The sequence below is a fragment of the Paraburkholderia caledonica NBRC 102488 genome (genome assembly GCF_000685095.1).
In the GTDB taxonomy this organism is placed as follows: Bacteria; Pseudomonadota; Gammaproteobacteria; order Burkholderiales; family Burkholderiaceae; genus Paraburkholderia; species Paraburkholderia caledonica.
On sequence record NZ_BAYE01000001.1, the window covers coordinates 527,156 to 543,083 of the forward strand.

11 protein-coding genes are annotated in these 15,928 nt (G+C 63.0%); 3 read left to right on the forward strand and 8 right to left on the reverse strand.

Going from position 1 to position 15,928, the window contains the following annotated elements; translation table 11 throughout:
• Positions 1-151: 151 nt before the first annotated feature.
• Both BCA01S_RS02460 and msbA read right to left on the reverse strand, forming a co-directional pair.
• Positions 152-1,228 carry a glycosyltransferase family 4 protein gene (locus BCA01S_RS02460; RefSeq protein ID WP_027775558.1) on the reverse strand — a complete coding sequence of 359 codons (1,077 nt, stop codon included), beginning with the start codon at positions 1,226-1,228 and terminating at the stop codon, positions 152-154.
• 130 nt (positions 1,229-1,358) lie between these two features.
• Positions 1,359-3,152, reverse strand: a complete 1,794-nt coding sequence (gene msbA, locus BCA01S_RS02465) for a lipid A export permease/ATP-binding protein MsbA (protein ID WP_027775559.1) — start codon at positions 3,150-3,152, stop codon at positions 1,359-1,361.
• A 249-nt stretch (positions 3,153-3,401) separates the two neighbouring features.
• Between msbA and BCA01S_RS02470 the strand changes: the two genes are divergently transcribed.
• Positions 3,402-4,166, forward strand: coding sequence for a glycosyltransferase family 2 protein (locus BCA01S_RS02470; RefSeq protein WP_027775560.1), 765 nt, complete (start codon positions 3,402-3,404; stop codon positions 4,164-4,166).
• A gap of 55 nt (positions 4,167-4,221) precedes the next feature.
• Here the strand turns inward: BCA01S_RS02470 and dnaE are convergent, their stop codons facing one another.
• Positions 4,222-7,812: a DNA polymerase III subunit alpha gene (gene dnaE, locus BCA01S_RS02475; RefSeq protein WP_027775561.1), complete on the reverse strand. Its 3,591-nt coding sequence runs from the start codon at positions 7,810-7,812 to the stop codon at positions 4,222-4,224.
• A gap of 375 nt (positions 7,813-8,187) precedes the next feature.
• On the opposite strand from dnaE, the gene BCA01S_RS02480 reads away from it, so the two are divergent.
• Positions 8,188-9,051: a sulfurtransferase gene (locus BCA01S_RS02480; RefSeq protein WP_027775562.1), complete on the forward strand. Its 864-nt coding sequence runs from the start codon at positions 8,188-8,190 to the stop codon at positions 9,049-9,051.
• Positions 9,052-9,071: 20 nt separating this feature from the next.
• Positions 9,072-9,968 (forward strand): tRNA glutamyl-Q(34) synthetase GluQRS, encoded by an 897-nt coding sequence (gene gluQRS, locus BCA01S_RS02485; protein WP_027775563.1) that lies wholly within the window; start codon positions 9,072-9,074, stop codon positions 9,966-9,968.
• 130 nt (positions 9,969-10,098) lie between these two features.
• Here gluQRS and BCA01S_RS02490 read toward each other — a convergent pair whose 3' ends face one another.
• From BCA01S_RS02490 to BCA01S_RS02510, 5 genes are all read right to left on the reverse strand, one after another.
• Entirely contained in the window at positions 10,099-11,559 is a 1,461-nt protein-coding gene (locus tag BCA01S_RS02490; RefSeq protein WP_027775564.1) for a DEAD/DEAH box helicase, read from the reverse strand.
• Positions 11,560-11,901: 342 nt separating this feature from the next.
• Positions 11,902-13,338: an aldehyde dehydrogenase family protein gene (locus BCA01S_RS02495; RefSeq protein WP_027775565.1), complete on the reverse strand. Its 1,437-nt coding sequence runs from the start codon at positions 13,336-13,338 to the stop codon at positions 11,902-11,904.
• Positions 13,339-13,398: 60 nt separating this feature from the next.
• Complete coding sequence (locus BCA01S_RS02500) at positions 13,399-15,051, reverse strand: acetolactate synthase large subunit (RefSeq protein ID WP_027775566.1); 1,653 nt, start codon at positions 15,049-15,051, stop codon at positions 13,399-13,401.
• Between the two features lie 270 nt (positions 15,052-15,321).
• Entirely contained in the window at positions 15,322-15,678 is a 357-nt protein-coding gene (locus BCA01S_RS02505; RefSeq protein WP_027775567.1) for an MliC family protein, read from the reverse strand.
• Between the two features lie 22 nt (positions 15,679-15,700).
• Positions 15,701-15,928: a DUF6726 family protein gene (locus BCA01S_RS02510; protein WP_042317874.1), complete on the reverse strand. Its 228-nt coding sequence runs from the start codon at positions 15,926-15,928 to the stop codon at positions 15,701-15,703.

Below are 15,928 nucleotides of genomic sequence, written 5' to 3' on the forward strand. Positions count from 1 at the left end.
GGGGGTGTTCGGCTCGAATGAGATCAAGCCAAATTCAAGCGTTAATTTCAAGCGTCGATATCGCAAAATTATAACATGTGGCCCTCGCGCGAAACGATGCGAGACCGTGCCTGGCGGCCCGCGCGCGCCGTCCCGCAGAGAGTGGCGAGACTTACGAGGCGGGTGCGATCTGCTTCGCCAGGCTCAGCAACGCATCGACGTGAGCGGCCACGCTCGGGTCATAGCGCACCGCGGCGGCGTCGGTGAGTTCGGGCGGCGCGAGGCGCGCGTGGTCGCGATGTACCGCGGCCGCTCGCGCCAGCGTTGCCCGCAGGTCGGCCACGTCGCCCGGCTTGAAGACAAACTTTGCATGTGAGGCGATAGCGTCGCAGCAACCGATGTTCGACGGGAAAATCACCGGCGTGCCGCACATCACCGATTCGATGCCGACGAGGCCGAAGGGCTCGTACGTCGATGCAAGGATAGTGAAATCGGCGGCCTGATAACACTCCGCGAGTTCCTTGACGTACCCGATGTAGCGCAGCCGCTCCGATGTACGCGCGGGCGGGCGCCCCGCTACGGCCACCACGATGGGCAGTGACGTGTCCTGCAACGCCGCTTCGATGAGCGGCAACCCCTTGCGCTCGTGACTGCTGGACGGAAACAGCAGAACGATCTCGTCATCCGCAAAGCCGTATTTACGCCGCAGGGCGGCGCGAGTGGCGGCATCGGTCGGCTTGAAACGGGTTCCGTCGACGGGCGGATACAACACACGGATTTTTGCTTCGTCGATCCCGTACAGTCGCCGCAATTCGTCATGCATGAGTTGCGAATGGGCGACGACGACTTTGGAGCGCGCGTATTGGCGCCGTTCGAGTTCAACTTGCCAACGGTCCGAGCGCTTCTGCGCGCGCCCCGTCGCCTGAAGAAAACCAAGATGCGTACCGCCGCAGATGGCGATATCGGACGAGTCAACGCGGTTGCAACCAATCAGCAAGTCGACGTGCGCCGCTCGGCGCGCCGAGCGCAAACGCCATGAAAACCAGCGGTCGCGCAGTTTGCCCGGCAGGAACGACACGTTGATGCGGTGCCGTTCGACCATGCCGCTTTCGGGCAGAGACGTATCGAAACGGCGCGCAAAAAATGCAAGCTCGACGCCGCGTGCCGCGAAGCCGCGCACGAGATCCATCGCATAGCGTTCCAGGCCGCCGCTGTGCTGCAATGCGTTGCTGGAAAGTCCAAGTTTCATCATTCAGTCAGCGCGCGCGAGCGCCTCGTCAAACGTTATCGGAGAAGGGGCGCCGTCCGGCCAAACGGACCGCCTGGTGGCGGACCCGAATCGTGGCAGACAAGACCGCTGAGGGCTGACGCCGTGCGCGTCACGCCGCGCTCTGCTGAAACTGGATGCGATGCAGATGTGCATACAGTCCGTTTTGCGCGAGCAACTCGCGGTGGCTGCCGCTTTCGGCGATTCGCCCCGCCTCCATCACAAGAATCCGGTTAGCGCGCTCGATGGTCGACAGACGGTGTGCAATGACGAGCGTCGTGCGGCCTTTCATGAGCGTTTCAAGAGCGGCCTGCACGTGGCGCTCGGACTCGGAATCCAGCGCTGAGGTTGCTTCGTCGAGAATCAGAATGGGCGCGTCCTTGTAGATGGCCCGTGCAATTGCGAGACGTTGCCGCTGGCCGCCGGACAGCATCATGCCGTTGTCGCCCACGAGCGTGTCTATGCCGTTGGGCATAGCCTCGACCGTGTCCCACAAATTGGCCGCCCGGAGCGCCGCGTTGACCTTGTCCCGATCCGCGCTCTGGCCGTAGGCGACGTTGTTGGCCACGGTGTCGTTGAAGAGCACGACGTCCTGGCTAACCATCGCGATCTGGCTGCGCAGCGCGTGAAGGTCATAGTCACCAATCGCAACTCCGTCGACCAGAATCTCGCCGCCGGTCGGATCGAAAAAGCGCGGCAGCAGATTCACCAATGTAGTCTTGCCGCTGCCCGACGGGCCCGCGAGCGCCACCATCTCGCCCGGCGCAACCTTGAATGACACATGGTCGAGCGTGTGGCGGTTATGCGTGGCGTTGGTGCTGTACATGAACGAGACGTTGCGAAACTCGACTTCGCCGCGCGCGCGTTCGAGCGGTCTGCCGCCGCCCGCGGGCTCCGCGGGCTCGTCGATCAGACCGAAGATCAGCTCGGCCGCCGTCATGCCGCGCTGCAGCGGCTGGTTCACGTCCATCAGGTGCTTGAGCGGCGAGATGATCAGCAGCATGGACGTGACGAATGCGACAAAGCCGCCGACCGTGGTCTGATCCGACGACGACTGCACCACCGCGATCGTAATCACGACGGCGAGCGCGATCGACGCGAGGAACTGTGTCAGCGGTTGAGCAAGGCCGCCCGACACGGTCATGCGCATTGCATAGCCGCGCAGGCGCTTGCTCATGGACGTAAAGCGGTCCATTTCATACTTTTCGCCGTTATGAACCTTGACGACCTTGTAGCCGCCCACCGTCTCCTCGACGATATAAGACAGCTCGTTCGTGAGCAGTTGATGCTCGCGGTTCAGACGCCGCAGCCGGCGGTTGATCTTGCCGACCAGCCAGCCGATGCCCGGCAGCAGTACCGCCACGATCAGCGTCAGACGCCAGTTCAGATAGAACAGATAGCCGAGCAGGAAGATCACAGTGAGCGAGTCGCGTACCAACGTCACCATCACGCCCAACAGCACGTTGAGAATCTGATTGACCTCGAAGACGATCGCGTTGATTACCGTGCTCGCGGTTTCGCGCTGAAAAAACGCGACGCTCGTATGAATCATGCGGTCGAACATTCTCAAGCGCAGTTCGAGCAGGATCCTGTTGGATACGTACGCAAGCAGGTAGCCGGACGCATATTGCGATACACCCCGGATCAGCGCGAGGCCGATCACAGCGGCCGGCACGAACCATTTCGCGTTGTCGCTCGCATGCGCGCCAAAGCCTTTGTCGAGCAGCGGCTTGAGCAACGCGGGGATGGCCGCGTCGGTGCCGGCGCTCACCGCCATTGCGACGATCGCCCCGACGATCACCCACAGGAGCGGCTTGATGAACGGCCACAGGCGGCGGAAAACGACGGCGGGGGACGACGCCTCGCCTTCACCGATGGGTTTGCTTAACGTTGGCTTCGCGCTCAAGGAATCCTCTGGGAATGCGGTACGAGATTCGCGCCGGCAACGGGCCGCCCGCCGCGCGAAGATCGAAAAGGAGCATTGTAAACGGTTGAAGTTGACGGCCGGCTGACGTTTTGACGCGACGATCCCGGTTAGCGAAGGATCGGACAGGCTGTGTATACTTCCGCGACCCGTTGCACTGCATCGCGCGCATTTGCGTGATCCGTCCGGCCATTCCGCCTCCAGTCCATTCCGCGATCAGGCAATTCAGGTATGCAAGAAACCACCCTCGGCGTCGCCATCATCACTAGAAACGCGGCGGCGCGGCTGGCCGAATGTCTGCAGTCCGTGGCCTTTGCCGATCAGATCGTCGTGATCGACGGCGGCAGCACGGACGGCACAGCTGAAATCGCGCGGGCACACGGCGCCCAGGTGATCGAACAAACCGACTGGCCAGGGTTCGGCCCGCAAAAGAACCGCGCGGTGGACGCGCTCACCACCACATGGATTTTCTCGCTCGACGCCGACGAAATCGTTTCGCCGGAACTCGCGGCCGCTATCCGTGCAGCGCTCGCAGCACCCACCGCCGACGTTTATGCAGTGGACCGACTGTCGAGTTTTTGCGGGCACTGGATTCGCCACAGCGGCTGGTATCCGGACTGGATTCCACGACTGTTTAAACGCGGCGCCGCGCGTTTTTCCGACGATCTGGTTCACGAACGTCTGGTGTTCGATACACCGGCGCAACGCCTCGCCGGCAAGCTGATGCACTACTCGTACGAAAACTTCGAGGGCGTATTACGCAAGCTCGACGCCTATTCGACCGCCGGCGCGCTGCAGCGTCACGCCGCGGGTCAACGCGGCAGCTTCGGCAAGGCGCTTGGCCGCGGCGCCTGGGCGTTCGTGCGAACCTACCTGTTGCGCCGCGGTTTTCTGGACGGCCGCGCCGGCTTCATGATCGCCGTGTTCAACGCGGAGACGGTGTACTACCGCTTCCTCAAACTCGCGAGGCTTGAAGAAGAGCGGCGCTCGCAGTAGCGCCCGCAGGGTGGCCGCAGCGGCGCCCGCATCAGCGCCAGCGGCGGTGCTCCCATCAATACACAATCTCGATCGCGCTGCCGGCGAACTGGCCGCGCAGGTCGGCAAGCAGTTCGTCGGTGGGCTTCACGCGCCAGGCGTCGCCAAGACGCATTTCGCCCTCTGCGTTCTCGCTACGGTATACCACCTGAACGGCGAGGCCGTTCGGGATCTGGACGGGCTGACGTTGCCGCCCATTGTCGCCGCCGTAGCCGCCACCAAATCCGCCGCCCCCGTTTCGTCCACCGCCATTGCCGCCGCGCGATGAAGCCGCCGGCGCCGGCACTGCCTGCGGCTCATCTTTACCCGCGCTATGTGCCTCGAGCACGCGCCGCAACGCCAATGCGTCAGCGTTGCCGTTCATCTGCACTTTCACGGCCTCGGCATAGCGGCAACGCGCGCGGCCCAGATCCATGACCGTGTCGACCGTGAATCGGATACCGCCTGTGAACGCGTCGTTGCGCGCCTGGCCCTGCACGACCAGCAACTCGTCTTCCTTGAACAGTTGCTTGTTCGCTTCGAAGGTCTCGTTGAAGACCGTCACTTCGCATTGACCGGTGCCGTCATCGAGTAGCGCAATCAGCATCTTGCCGCGCTGGGTCATCTGCGTGCGAAGCGACGCGATGATGCCGGCGACCAGCTTGTCGCGCCCTTCCTTCAACTCGCCGATTTTCTGGCGCACGAAGCGGCGCACTTCGGTCTTGTACGCATCGAACAGATGCCCCGACAGGTAGAAGCCGAGCGCGGCCTTCTCTTCCTGCAACTTTTTCTTTTCGGGCCACTCGGGTTCGTCCACCAGTTCGTGGCCCTGCGACGGCGCGTCGCCCATGTCGAACAGTCCCGCTTGCAGCGCATTCGCGCTCGCCTGCTCGGCGGCTTCCATGGCGAGCGAAACCGACGCGATCAGCTGGGCGCGATTCGGATGCAAGGTGTCGAACGCGCCTGCGCGAATCAGCGCTTCAACTGTGCGGCGATTCACGACACGGCGGTCGATCCGGTTGCAAAAATCGAAGATGTCGATAAACGGACCGTCTTCGCGCGCGCGCAGGATTTCCTCGATCGCATTCTGGCCGCTGCCCTTGATCGCGCCGAGACCATAGCGGATGGTCTTTGAGCGCTTGCCGTCGACTTCCGCGACCGGCTCGAAACGATACGCCGACAGATTGATGTCCGGCGGCAGCACGGTCATCTTGTTGGCGAGACAGTCTTCGAACAGGATCTTGACCTTGTCCGTGTCGTCCATGGCGAGCGACATATTCGCCGCCATGAATTCCGCCGGATGGTGCGCCTTCAGCCACGCGGTGTAATAGGCGAGGAGCGCATACGCAGCCGCGTGCGACTTGTTGAAGCCGTAACCCGCGAACTTCTCCATCAAGTCGAAGATTTCGTCGGCCTTCTCTCCGGTCAGCCCGTTCTTCGCGGCGCCCTGGCGGAACAGCTCGCGATGCTGGGCCATTTCCTCGGCCTTCTTCTTACCCATCGCGCGACGCAGCAAGTCGGCGCCGCCGAGCGAGTAGCCGCCGATGATCTGCGCCATCTGCATCACCTGCTCCTGGTAGACCATGATGCCGTAAGTCTCTTTCAGAACAGGTTCGACGCGCGGGTCAGGATACTCGACCACTTCGCGGCCATGCTTACGCGCGCAGAAGCTCGGGATCAAGTCCATTGGGCCCGGACGGTACAACGCGACGAGCGCGATGATGTCCTCGAAGCGGTCAGGCTGCGCGTCTTTCAGCATGCCCTGCATGCCGCGGCTTTCCAGCTGGAACACGGCAACCGTATTCGCTTTCTTCAGGATCGAGAACGACGCAGGGTCGTCGAGCGGCACTTGCCCGAGCGACCAGTCTTTCTTTGACGGATCGAGACGGCGGATATAACGCTCGGCCCAATCCAGAATGGTCAGTGTGGTGAGACCCAGAAAGTCGAACTTTACGAGGCCGACCGCTTCGACGTCGTCCTTGTCGTACTGGCTCACGACGCCGCTTTCATCACCCTGCGTGTAGAGCGGGCAGAAATCGGTCAGCTTGCCGGGCGCGATCAGCACGCCGCCCGCGTGCATGCCGACGTTGCGCGTGAGGCCTTCCACACGTTGCGCGAGTTCGAGCAGCTGATGTACTTCGTCTTCGTTGTCGAAGCGCTCCTGCAGAAGCGGCTCTTCCTTCATCGCGTCGGCAATCGTGACGTGCTTGCCCGGCTTGAACGGAATAAGCTTTGCGATGCCGTCTGTGAACATGTAGCCGAGATCGAGCACGCGGCCGATATCGCGCACCGCCGCCTTCGCGGCCATCGTGCCGAACGTCGCGATTTGCGACACGGCGTCTGCGCCGTATTTCTCCTTCACGTACTGGATCACGCGGTCGCGGCCGTGCTGGCAGAAGTCGATGTCGAAGTCGGGCATCGACACGCGTTCCGGGTTCAGGAAACGCTCGAACAGCAGGTTATAGCGCAGCGGATCGAGGTCGGTCACGCCGAGCGCATAGGCGACGAGCGAGCCCGCGCCCGAGCCGCGGCCGGGGCCCACGGGCACGCCATTGTTCTTCGCCCAGTTGATGAAGTCCGCGACGATCAGGAAGTAGCCGGGAAAGCCCATCTTGATGATCGTGCCGCACTCGAACTCGAGCCGCTGATAATACGTCTCACGCTGCGCGGCGCGCTCCGCTTCGTCCGGGTACAACTGCTCGAGACGCTTTTCCAGCCCTTCTTTCGACAGATGCACGAGGTAGTCGTCGAGCGACATGCCGTCGGGCGTCGGAAAGAGCGGCAGTTTCGGCTTGCCCAGCTCTAGCGTGAGATTACAGCGCTTGGCGATTTCCACCGTATTGGCAAGCGCCGACGGAATATCCGCGAAGAGCGCGGCCATCTCCTCTTGCGTGCGGAAATACTGCTCGGGCGTGAAGCGCTTCTGGCGCCGCGGATTGGCGAGAATGTCGCCTTCCGAAATGCACACGCGCGCTTCGTGCGCGGTGAAGTCGTCGGGCGTCATGAACTGCATGGGGTGCGTGGCGACTACCGGCAGCTTTAACGAAGCTGCGAGCGCGACCGCCTGCTGGACATACTGCTCGCCGCCCGGCTGACCGCAACGCTGCAACTCGATGTAGAAGCCGCCCGGAAAGACCTTTGCCCAATGCAGCGCGTTGCGCTTTGCCGCTTCCTGATTGCCTGCGGCAAGCGCGAGTCCGACGTCACCCTGCTGCGCCCCCGACAATGCGAGCAAGCCCTCGCCCAGGCCCGATTCGAGCCAGCCAGCCTCGACTTCCGCGCGACCACGATACTGGTTCGTGAGGGAAGCCTTGCTCAGCAACTCGCACAGGTTCAGGTAGCCGCGACGGTCTTTAACCAGCAGCAGCAGGCGCGAAGGCTTGTCGCGGTCGTCCGGATTGGTAATCCAGACGTCGCAACCGGCAATGGGTTTGACCCCTTTGCCGCGCGCTTCCTTATAGAAACGGACGAGACCGAACGCGTTGCCGAGATCGGTAAGGGCGAGCGCGCCCTGACCGTCCTGGGCAGCCGCCTTGACGACGTCGTCAAGACGCACGATGCCGTCGGCAATCGAGAATTCGGAGTGGACGCGGAGATGAACGAAGCGGGGATCTGACATGGGCGACATTGTAACTCCACCCTCCCGGAGATTTCAGCGCAAAACCTCGCGTTAGCCATCCGGCGTAGGACGCTGACTTCACAGCGCCGCGCATTGGCGCTTTCGGGACTTTTGCGAGGTCCCCCTAGTCTTGCACGGACCCGATGCGCGCAAGTTCGCAGGCCATTTGCGCTAACGCAACTGACTGGCCATTCGGCCGAGTCGGGGAAAGCGCCGGCTTGAGGGATAATACGGGTTTCGCCGCGTTCGACGTGGCCGCGGCACCGGGCACCGGGCTTCGGGCTTCGGGCTTCACGCCCCGGGCTCTCCCCGCACGCGCCCATCCGGCAGCAGCCCACCGCGCCCGTCACGCACAACGCCGCCACTTATTACCGCTGGACATTCATGAGTATCGTCAATCTCGCCGCGTACCATTTCGCGACCATCGAAGACACCGCCGCATGGCGCCCGCACGTCACGGAGCGCTGCAACGCGCTCGGCCTGCGCGGCACCATTCTGCTGGCGCCGGAAGGCATCAACCTGTTCGTCGCGGGCACGCGCGAGAACACCGACGCGTTCATCCACTACGTCCGTCACGATCCGCTCTTCGAGGGCAAGTTCGCGACTCTGCAATTCAAGGAAAGCCTGTCGGAGAAGCAGCCGTTCACGCGCATGCTGGTGAAGCTCAAGCGCGAAATCATCACAATGAAAAAGCCGGCCATTCGGCCGGAATTGGGCCGCGCACCGTTCGTCGACGCGCCCACGCTCAAAGCCTGGCTCGACCGCGGCTACGACGACGAGGGCCGCCCGGTCGTCATGCTCGACACGCGCAACGCGTTCGAAGTAGACGTCGGCACGTTCGACAACGCCCTTGACTACCGCATCACGAAATTCAGCGAGTTTCCGCAAGTCATCGAGCAGAACCGCGCCGACCTGGAAGGCAAGACCGTCGTGTCGTTCTGCACGGGCGGGATTCGCTGCGAGAAGGCCGCGATCCACATGAAGGAAGTAGGTATCGAGCACGTTTATCAGCTCGAAGGCGGCATCCTCAAGTATTTCGAAGAAGTGGGCGGCGCGCATTATCACGGCGACTGCTTCGTGTTCGACTACCGCACTGCGCTCAATCCGCAACTCGAGCCCACCGCGACCGCGCAATGCTTCGGCTGCCGCGCGGTGGTTACGCCCGAAGCGCAGAAGTCGCCCATGTACGTGCCTGGCAAGACGTGTCCGGCATGTCATCCGGACAGCAAGGCGGCTCGCGCTGCCTGAACGGCCGCGCTTGCCGACTCATGAACTATCGCGGACGCTTCGCGCCCTCGCCTACCGGCCCGCTGCATTTCGGCTCGCTGGTGAGTGCGCTCGCAAGCTGGCTCGACGCCCGGGCGCATCACGGCGCGTGGCTGGTTCGCATTGAAGATATCGACGGACCGCGCACCGTGCCGGGCGCCGCGCAAGACATTCTCGCCACGCTCGAACGCTTCGGCATGTACGCCGACGAGCCACCCGTCTGGCAAAGCACGCGCATCGCGCGTTATCAGCAGACCTTCGAACAGTTGAAGGCAGCGGGCCTCGTCTATCCGTGCGGCTGCACGCGCAAGGAAATCGCCGACTCGCTGCTGCACGCACATACGCGTAACACCACGCTCGCCTATCCGGGCACTTGTCGCAACGGACTGCACGGCAAGCCGGCGCGCGCGTGGCGGCTGCGCGTGCCGGACGACGACGCGGCCGTGATTACCGTCGAAGATCGCTGGCAGGGCAAGCAGACGCAGAATCTCGCCACCGATGTCGGCGATTTCGTGCTGAGACGGGCGGACGACCAGTGGGCGTATCAACTGGCGGTAGTAGTCGACGACGCCGACGCGGGCATCACGCACATTGTTCGGGGCGCAGATCTGATGGATTCAACGGCGAGGCAGATTTACTTGCAGCGATGCCTCGGCGTGCCAACGCCACGGTACTTGCACGTGCCTGTGGTGACAAACCAGTATGGTGAAAAGCTCAGCAAACAGAATGGAGCGAGCGCGCTCGACTGCGATAAGCCGCTCGAAGCGCTGAACGCTGCCGCGCGGCATCTGGGGTTGGATCTGGATGGTGACGCAGGCGTCAAAGCCAATACAACGCTGGACGGTTTCTACACCGCGGCGACCGCTGCCTGGTCACAGCGCATGTGCTCGGCGATATGAGCTGGCGCTGCGCTGCATGCAAGGCCTGAGGCCGCCATTCGCATGAGCGCTGCAAAGCTATTTCCGCCGATCTACATCAAACGCCCGGCGCCGCAACAGCGCCAAACCTGAAACTGGCAGTGGCGCTCTTTTACGACGACTTGCGCGGCATGCCAAAGCCGCCCAGCAATGCCGCAAGCGGCTGCTTCGAAGACGACTTCTGCGGCGCCGACCCGGCAGCCTCGGCCTCTTCGCCCTTGCGAACCGAAGCAGGCGACGGTTCATAGGGCTTCAGGAAGAAGTCGTCCACAGGCTGCGCGCGATGATGATGCGGCCGGTCGAACGAACCCGACGGCGCGCCCGAGCGCCGGCGACCGCCCCGCTCGTCACGGCCCTCGCTGCGCTCACGCCGCGGTGCGCGCTCTTCGTGATGATGACGCACCGGCGCGTCGACGGTCAGACGCAGAACTTCCAGCGGACGCTTGATCAGTTTCTCGATATCCGCCAGTTGCTTGCGCTCGTTCGGGCTGCACAGCGACAAAGCGTCGCCGGAAGCGCCCGCGCGCCCCGTACGGCCAATGCGGTGCACATAATCTTCGGCATTGAAAGGCAAATCGAAGTTAATCACAGCCGGCAGTTCGGCGATATCCAGACCGCGGGCGGCGACGTCGGTGGCAACCAGCGCCTCGATCTCGCCTCGCTTGAATGCGTCGAGCGCCTGCATCCGTTCGTTTTGCGAGCGATCGCCGTGAATCGCGGTCGCGACCACGCCGTCACGTTCCAGACTGCGCGCAAGACGGCTCGCGCCGATCTTGCTGTTGCAGAACACGATTACCTGCTTCAGGCCGCGCTCGCGGATCAACTGAACCACCGCGCCGGTTTTGTCGCCTTCGGCCACTTCATAGACGATCTGCGTGACATTGGTCGCGGTCGAGTTGCTGCGCGCCACTTCGATAGTCTGCGGATTGCGCAGATACGTGGCGGCCAGCTTCTTGATTTCGCCTGAAAACGTGGCCGAAAACAGCAGCGTCTGACGCTCTTTCGGCAGCAGATTCAGAATGCGCTGCAAGTCCGGCAGGAAGCCCATGTCGAGCATCCGGTCGGCTTCGTCGAGCACGAGGATTTGAACCTGCCCCAAGTTGGCGGTTTTCTGTTGCACGTGGTCGAGCAGGCGGCCCGGCGTCGCGATCAGAATTTCAACGCCGCGGCGCAACTGCTCCGACTGCGGGTTCATATCCACACCGCCGAAAACAACGGCGCTGCGCAGCGCCGTGTGCTTCGCATACGACTGAACGTTCGCCGCAACCTGATCGGCCAGCTCGCGGGTCGGCGTGAGAATCAGCGCGCGTACCGGATGGCGGGCGGGCGAAGCGCTCGTGCTGGCCTGCGGCAACAGGCGCTGGATGATCGGCAGCGAGAAGCTTGCGGTCTTGCCGGTGCCGGTTTGCGCGGCGCCCATGACGTCGCGGCCTGCCAGCACGACAGGAATGGCCTGCTCCTGAATCGGCGTGGGCGTGGTGTAGCCCGATTCTTTGACCGCTTTCAGGATGTCGGGTGCGAGACCGAATTGATCGAAGGTCGCAGTGCTGGGGGTGACGGCTGTGTCGGACATGGTGGCTTTCGCTAAAAATGCGCTTGGCGCGTGCGCGCGGCAGCGGTCGGAACCGCAGAAGGCATCAGGATGAAGGCGGAGCCACGGCGTTCCGCACGGGACCCGTCGTTGCGGGAAAGGATGCGGCCGGCTCCGGCCGGCGGAAACACCCGCCGGAAAGGCCGGTATTGTAGCACTTCAGCAAAAACACTCATGGCGCAGGCGTCGGCTTTCTGCCTATGCGGCGAAAGCCCGGCGGCGCGCGCCGCCGTACGCCTCGCCCGGCGAGCGTAGTGCGTTGAAACGACACTCGCGTGACAGCGCGGAAAAGCGGTTTTGCGCCGCCGCACCGACTCCCGCACCTCACCAGGTCTCGCGCATCACCATTAGACGCAGTTCGGTCATGTCTTCGATCGCATAGCGCACGCCCTCGCGCCCGAGCCCCGAGTCCTTCACGCCGCCGTACGGCATGTTATCGACGCGAAACGACGGCACGTCGTTGATCACCACGCCGCCCACTTCGAGTTCGTCCCACGCGCGATGCGCATGCGCGAGCGAATCGGTAAACACGCCCGCCTGGAGGCCAAAGTCGCTGTCGTTGACGGTCGCGAGCGCGGCGCCGAAATCGTCGAAACGCTCCAGAATGGCGACCGGCCCGAACGCTTCCTTGCGATACAGGTCGGTGTCGCGCTTAACGCCTTCGAGCAGCGTGGCCTCGAACATTGCGCCGTCCACCTTGCCGCCCGCGACGATCGTCGCGCCCGCCTGCACCGCGCTCTCCATCCAGCCGGCGAGCCGCTTCGATTCCGATTCGGAAATCATCGGCCCGACGAAGGTGTTTTCGTCCTTCGGGTCGCCCATCACGAGCGACCTGGTTTTGGCGATCAACTTCTCGCGCAGCGCGTCGTAGATGCTTGCGTGCACGAGAATCCGCTGCACGCCGATACAGCTTTGCCCCGACTGATAGAACGCGCCGAACGCGAGGCGGTCAACGACATAGTCGAGATTGCCGCCCTGATCGCCGTCTACAATCGCTGCCGCGTTGCCGCCCAGCTCCAGAATTACCTTCTTCTTGCCCGCCTTTTTCTTCAGTTCCCAGCCCACCGCCGGTGAGCCCGTGAACGACAGCAGCTTGAAGCGTTCGTCGGTCGTGAAGAGATCGGCGCCGTCGCGATGCGCGGGAAGAATCGAAAAGGCGCCCTTCGGCAAGTCGGTCTCGGCGAGAATCTCGCCCATGATCAGCGCGCCGACCGGCGTGCGGCTCGCCGGCTTCAGCACGAACGGCAGGCCTGCGGCAATTGCGGGCGCGACCTTATGCGCGGTCAGGTTCAGCGGAAAATTGAACGGCGAGATGAACGAACACGGACCGATGGGTACGCGCTTCACATAGCCGTGGTAACCGTTGGCGCGCGGCGAGATCTGCAGATTGACGATCTCGCCGTCGATCCGCACGGCTTCCTCGGCCGCCACTTTGAACGTGTCGATCAGGCGCGTGACTTCGCCCTTCGAGTCGTTGATCGGCTTGCCTGCCTCGATGCACAGCGCGAGCGCCAGCTCGTCGTAACGCTCACGAAAGCGCTTCACGCAATGCTCGAGCACCGCCTGGCGCTTGAACGGGGCAAACGCACGCATTGCGGGCATCGCTTCGACGGCGAAGCCGATTGCCTTGTCGATCGCGGCCGCGTCGGCCATTGCGACACGCGTTGCGACCTCGCCGCTGAATTTGTCGGTGACTTCGAGATCCGTGTTCGCCGCCACGGCCTGGTTCGCGAGGTAGTACGGGTAAGTCTTGTTCAGCATGACGCATTCTCCTTCCGATAGGTCACAGCGACAGCGCGGCGCCGAAGCAGCCCGCACCGCTCACAGTTGCGCGGAAAGCCGCTTGATCTCGCGGTTCAGCACGCGCTCGTTATCCGAATAGTCGATGGGCACGTCGATCACATGCACGCCCGGCGTGGCAAAACATTCGCGCAGCAACGGCGCGAATTCCGCCGCCGCTTCGACCCGGTGCCCCTTCGCTCCATAGCTCTGCGCGTACGCGACGAAGTCCGGATTCGCGAGCGTCATGCCGTAATCGGGGAAGTTCATGTTCTCCTGCTTCCAGCGGATCATGCCGAACGCGTCGTCGCGCAAAATCAGGATCACGAGATCGAGCTTCAGCCGCACGGCTGTTTCCAGTTCCTGCGAATTCATCATGAAGCCGCCGTCACCGCACACGGCCATGACCTTGCGGTCCGGGTGCACGATCTTGGTGGCGATTGCGGACGGCAAGCCGGCGCCCATCGAAGCAAGAGCGTTGTCGAGCAGCAGCGAATTGGGTTCGTGCGCACGGTAGTAGCGCGCGAACCAGATCTTGTACATGCCGTTGTCCAGACACACGATGCCGTCGACCGGCGTGGTCTCGTACACGTCGTTGACGAGCCGCACCGGGTACATCGGAAAGCGGTCGTCGTGCTGGCCTTTCACCAGATGCGCCTCGAAGTGCTCCTTGATCTCCTTGAAGCGCGTGAAGTCCCAGTGTTCCTGGCGCTCCTTCAGGCTCTCCTTCAACTGCCACACCGCATTGGCGATGTCGCCGACCACTTCGATCTGCGGGAAATACACCGTATCGACTTCCGCGCCGAGGAAGTTGACGTGAATCACCGTTTTCTCGCCGGCCTCGCCGCTGCGCATGAAAAACGGCGGCTTCTCGATCACGTCGTGCCCGACATTGATGATGCAGTCGGCGTGATCGATCGCGCGGTGCACGAAGTCGCCGTCGGACAACGTGGCGTTGCCGAGCCACATAGGATGCGATTCGTCGATCACGCCCTTGCCCATCTGCGTGGTGAAGAACGGAATGCCGATCTGGTCGACGAACTCGCGCAGCATCTTCGTCGTGGTCTTGCGGTTGCCTCCCGCGCCGATCATCAGCAACGGATGCTTCGCTTTCGTGATTGCTTCAACGGCTCGCGCGACCGCTTTTTCCTCGGCGACGGGACGCCGGCTGTAGCTCTTCGGAATCGGCTTGCCGTCGCCCTCTTCGTGCGCGACGTCTTCGGGCAACTCGAGATGCGTGGCGCCGGGGCGCTCTTCCTCGGCCTGCCTCACGGCCTCGCGCACCGCCGCCGGAATATTGGCGATCGACACGATCTGGCGCGTGTACTTGGTGAGCGGCTCCATCATCCGCACGACATCGACAATCTGAAAATGGCCCTGCTTGCTCGACTTGATCGGCTTCTGGCCCGTGACCATCAGCATTGGCATGCCGCCCAGCTGCGCGTAGGCCGCCGCCGTCACGAAGTTGGTCGCGCCCGGGCCGAGCGTTGCAAGACACACGCCGGTGCGGCCCGTCAGACGTCCGTAGGTCGCGGCCATGAAGCCCGCTGCCTGTTCATGACGCGTCAGGATCAAGCGGATTTTCGAGCGGCGCAGCGATTCGAGCAGATCGAGATTTTCTTCACCGGGGATGCCGAACACATACTCGACACCTTCGGCTTCCAGTGATTTGACGAACAGGTCGGATGCTTTCATGGAGGGTCTCGCTTGATGGTACGGACGCGGGCGCAAAGCCTGGCCGTGGGTGAGCGGGAACGGACGATCGGAGACTCAGGACGACCGCAGAGACAGCAACGGCGACAACAGTCACGACGACACGCGCAATGCCACGCCGGACAGCTTACTACTCGGGAAGAAATGATGCGCGCACGGAGACACTGCAGCGCGAGAGAAGACAAGGCCGACGGCTTTGGCCGGCCGCTCGATGATATTGAGCCGGGATTCCGGAAAGGATCCGGCCGACGTTCAGCGATTGAGGGTGATGCAGTCGGACAGAACTGGCGGCGCGTCCTCGCCGGCCGTGGCGTCGTAGAGATCGGCGCGCGGACCCTTGGTCCACCATGTATAGCTGCCGGCCTGATATTTCACGCCGGACGCGGCGATCGTATTGACGAACAGCAGTTGTTTGCCCTTCACGGGCACGAGCGCGAAGCTCTGGCCGTTGGCCGCGTTCCAGTAGGTGACGTGCAGAATCCTGCCGGTCGCGCAGGTGTACTTGCGCGTTTGACGATTTTTCGCCTGAACGTCGTCGAGATGCAAGGGCGCGGCGAACGCATAGCCACACAGTGCCGCGAGGCTCACTGCAACCAGCCTTTTCTTCATTGAATGCCCCGCTCGTTGCTGATCAAGGGTCGATGACTTCGGCGCAGGCGTCGGTCGGCGCGGCGGCCACGTGCCCGACCACCGGCACGATCTTCAGACCGGCGGACGCAATGCGGCACGGTGCAGCGGCAAGTCCGCAGCCCGTCAATGTCGCGCAAAGCGCGAACAACACGCCAAGAGCGCCGAGACGAATGGCGTTGCCGCGCCGTGCTGAGCCGCGCGACACTGCGCTGCGGGATTCCTGCGACAT

Bases quoted from the DNA above. Each gene is read 5' to 3' on its own strand.
- BCA01S_RS02500 (WP_027775566.1), bottom strand. From the start codon at position 15,051: ATGAAAGCATCCGACCTGTTCGTCAAATCACTGGAAGCCGAAGGTGTC.
- BCA01S_RS02495 (WP_027775565.1), bottom strand. From the start codon at position 13,338: ATGCTGAACAAGACTTACCCGTACTACCTCGCGAACCAGGCCGTGGCG.
- BCA01S_RS02490 (WP_027775564.1), bottom strand. From the start codon at position 11,559: ATGTCCGACACAGCCGTCACCCCCAGCACTGCGACCTTCGATCAATTC.
- BCA01S_RS02505 (WP_027775567.1), bottom strand. From the start codon at position 15,678: ATGAAGAAAAGGCTGGTTGCAGTGAGCCTCGCGGCACTGTGTGGCTAT.
- BCA01S_RS02460 (WP_027775558.1), bottom strand. From the start codon at position 1,228: ATGAAACTTGGACTTTCCAGCAACGCATTGCAGCACAGCGGCGGCCTG.
- gluQRS (WP_027775563.1), top strand. From the start codon at position 9,072: ATGAACTATCGCGGACGCTTCGCGCCCTCGCCTACCGGCCCGCTGCAT.
- BCA01S_RS02480 (WP_027775562.1), top strand. From the start codon at position 8,188: ATGAGTATCGTCAATCTCGCCGCGTACCATTTCGCGACCATCGAAGAC.
- dnaE (WP_027775561.1), bottom strand. From the start codon at position 7,812: ATGTCGCCCATGTCAGATCCCCGCTTCGTTCATCTCCGCGTCCACTCC.
- BCA01S_RS02510 (WP_042317874.1), bottom strand. From the start codon at position 15,928: ATGTCGCAGGAATCCCGCAGCGCAGTGTCGCGCGGCTCAGCACGGCGC.
- BCA01S_RS02470 (WP_027775560.1), top strand. From the start codon at position 3,402: ATGCAAGAAACCACCCTCGGCGTCGCCATCATCACTAGAAACGCGGCG.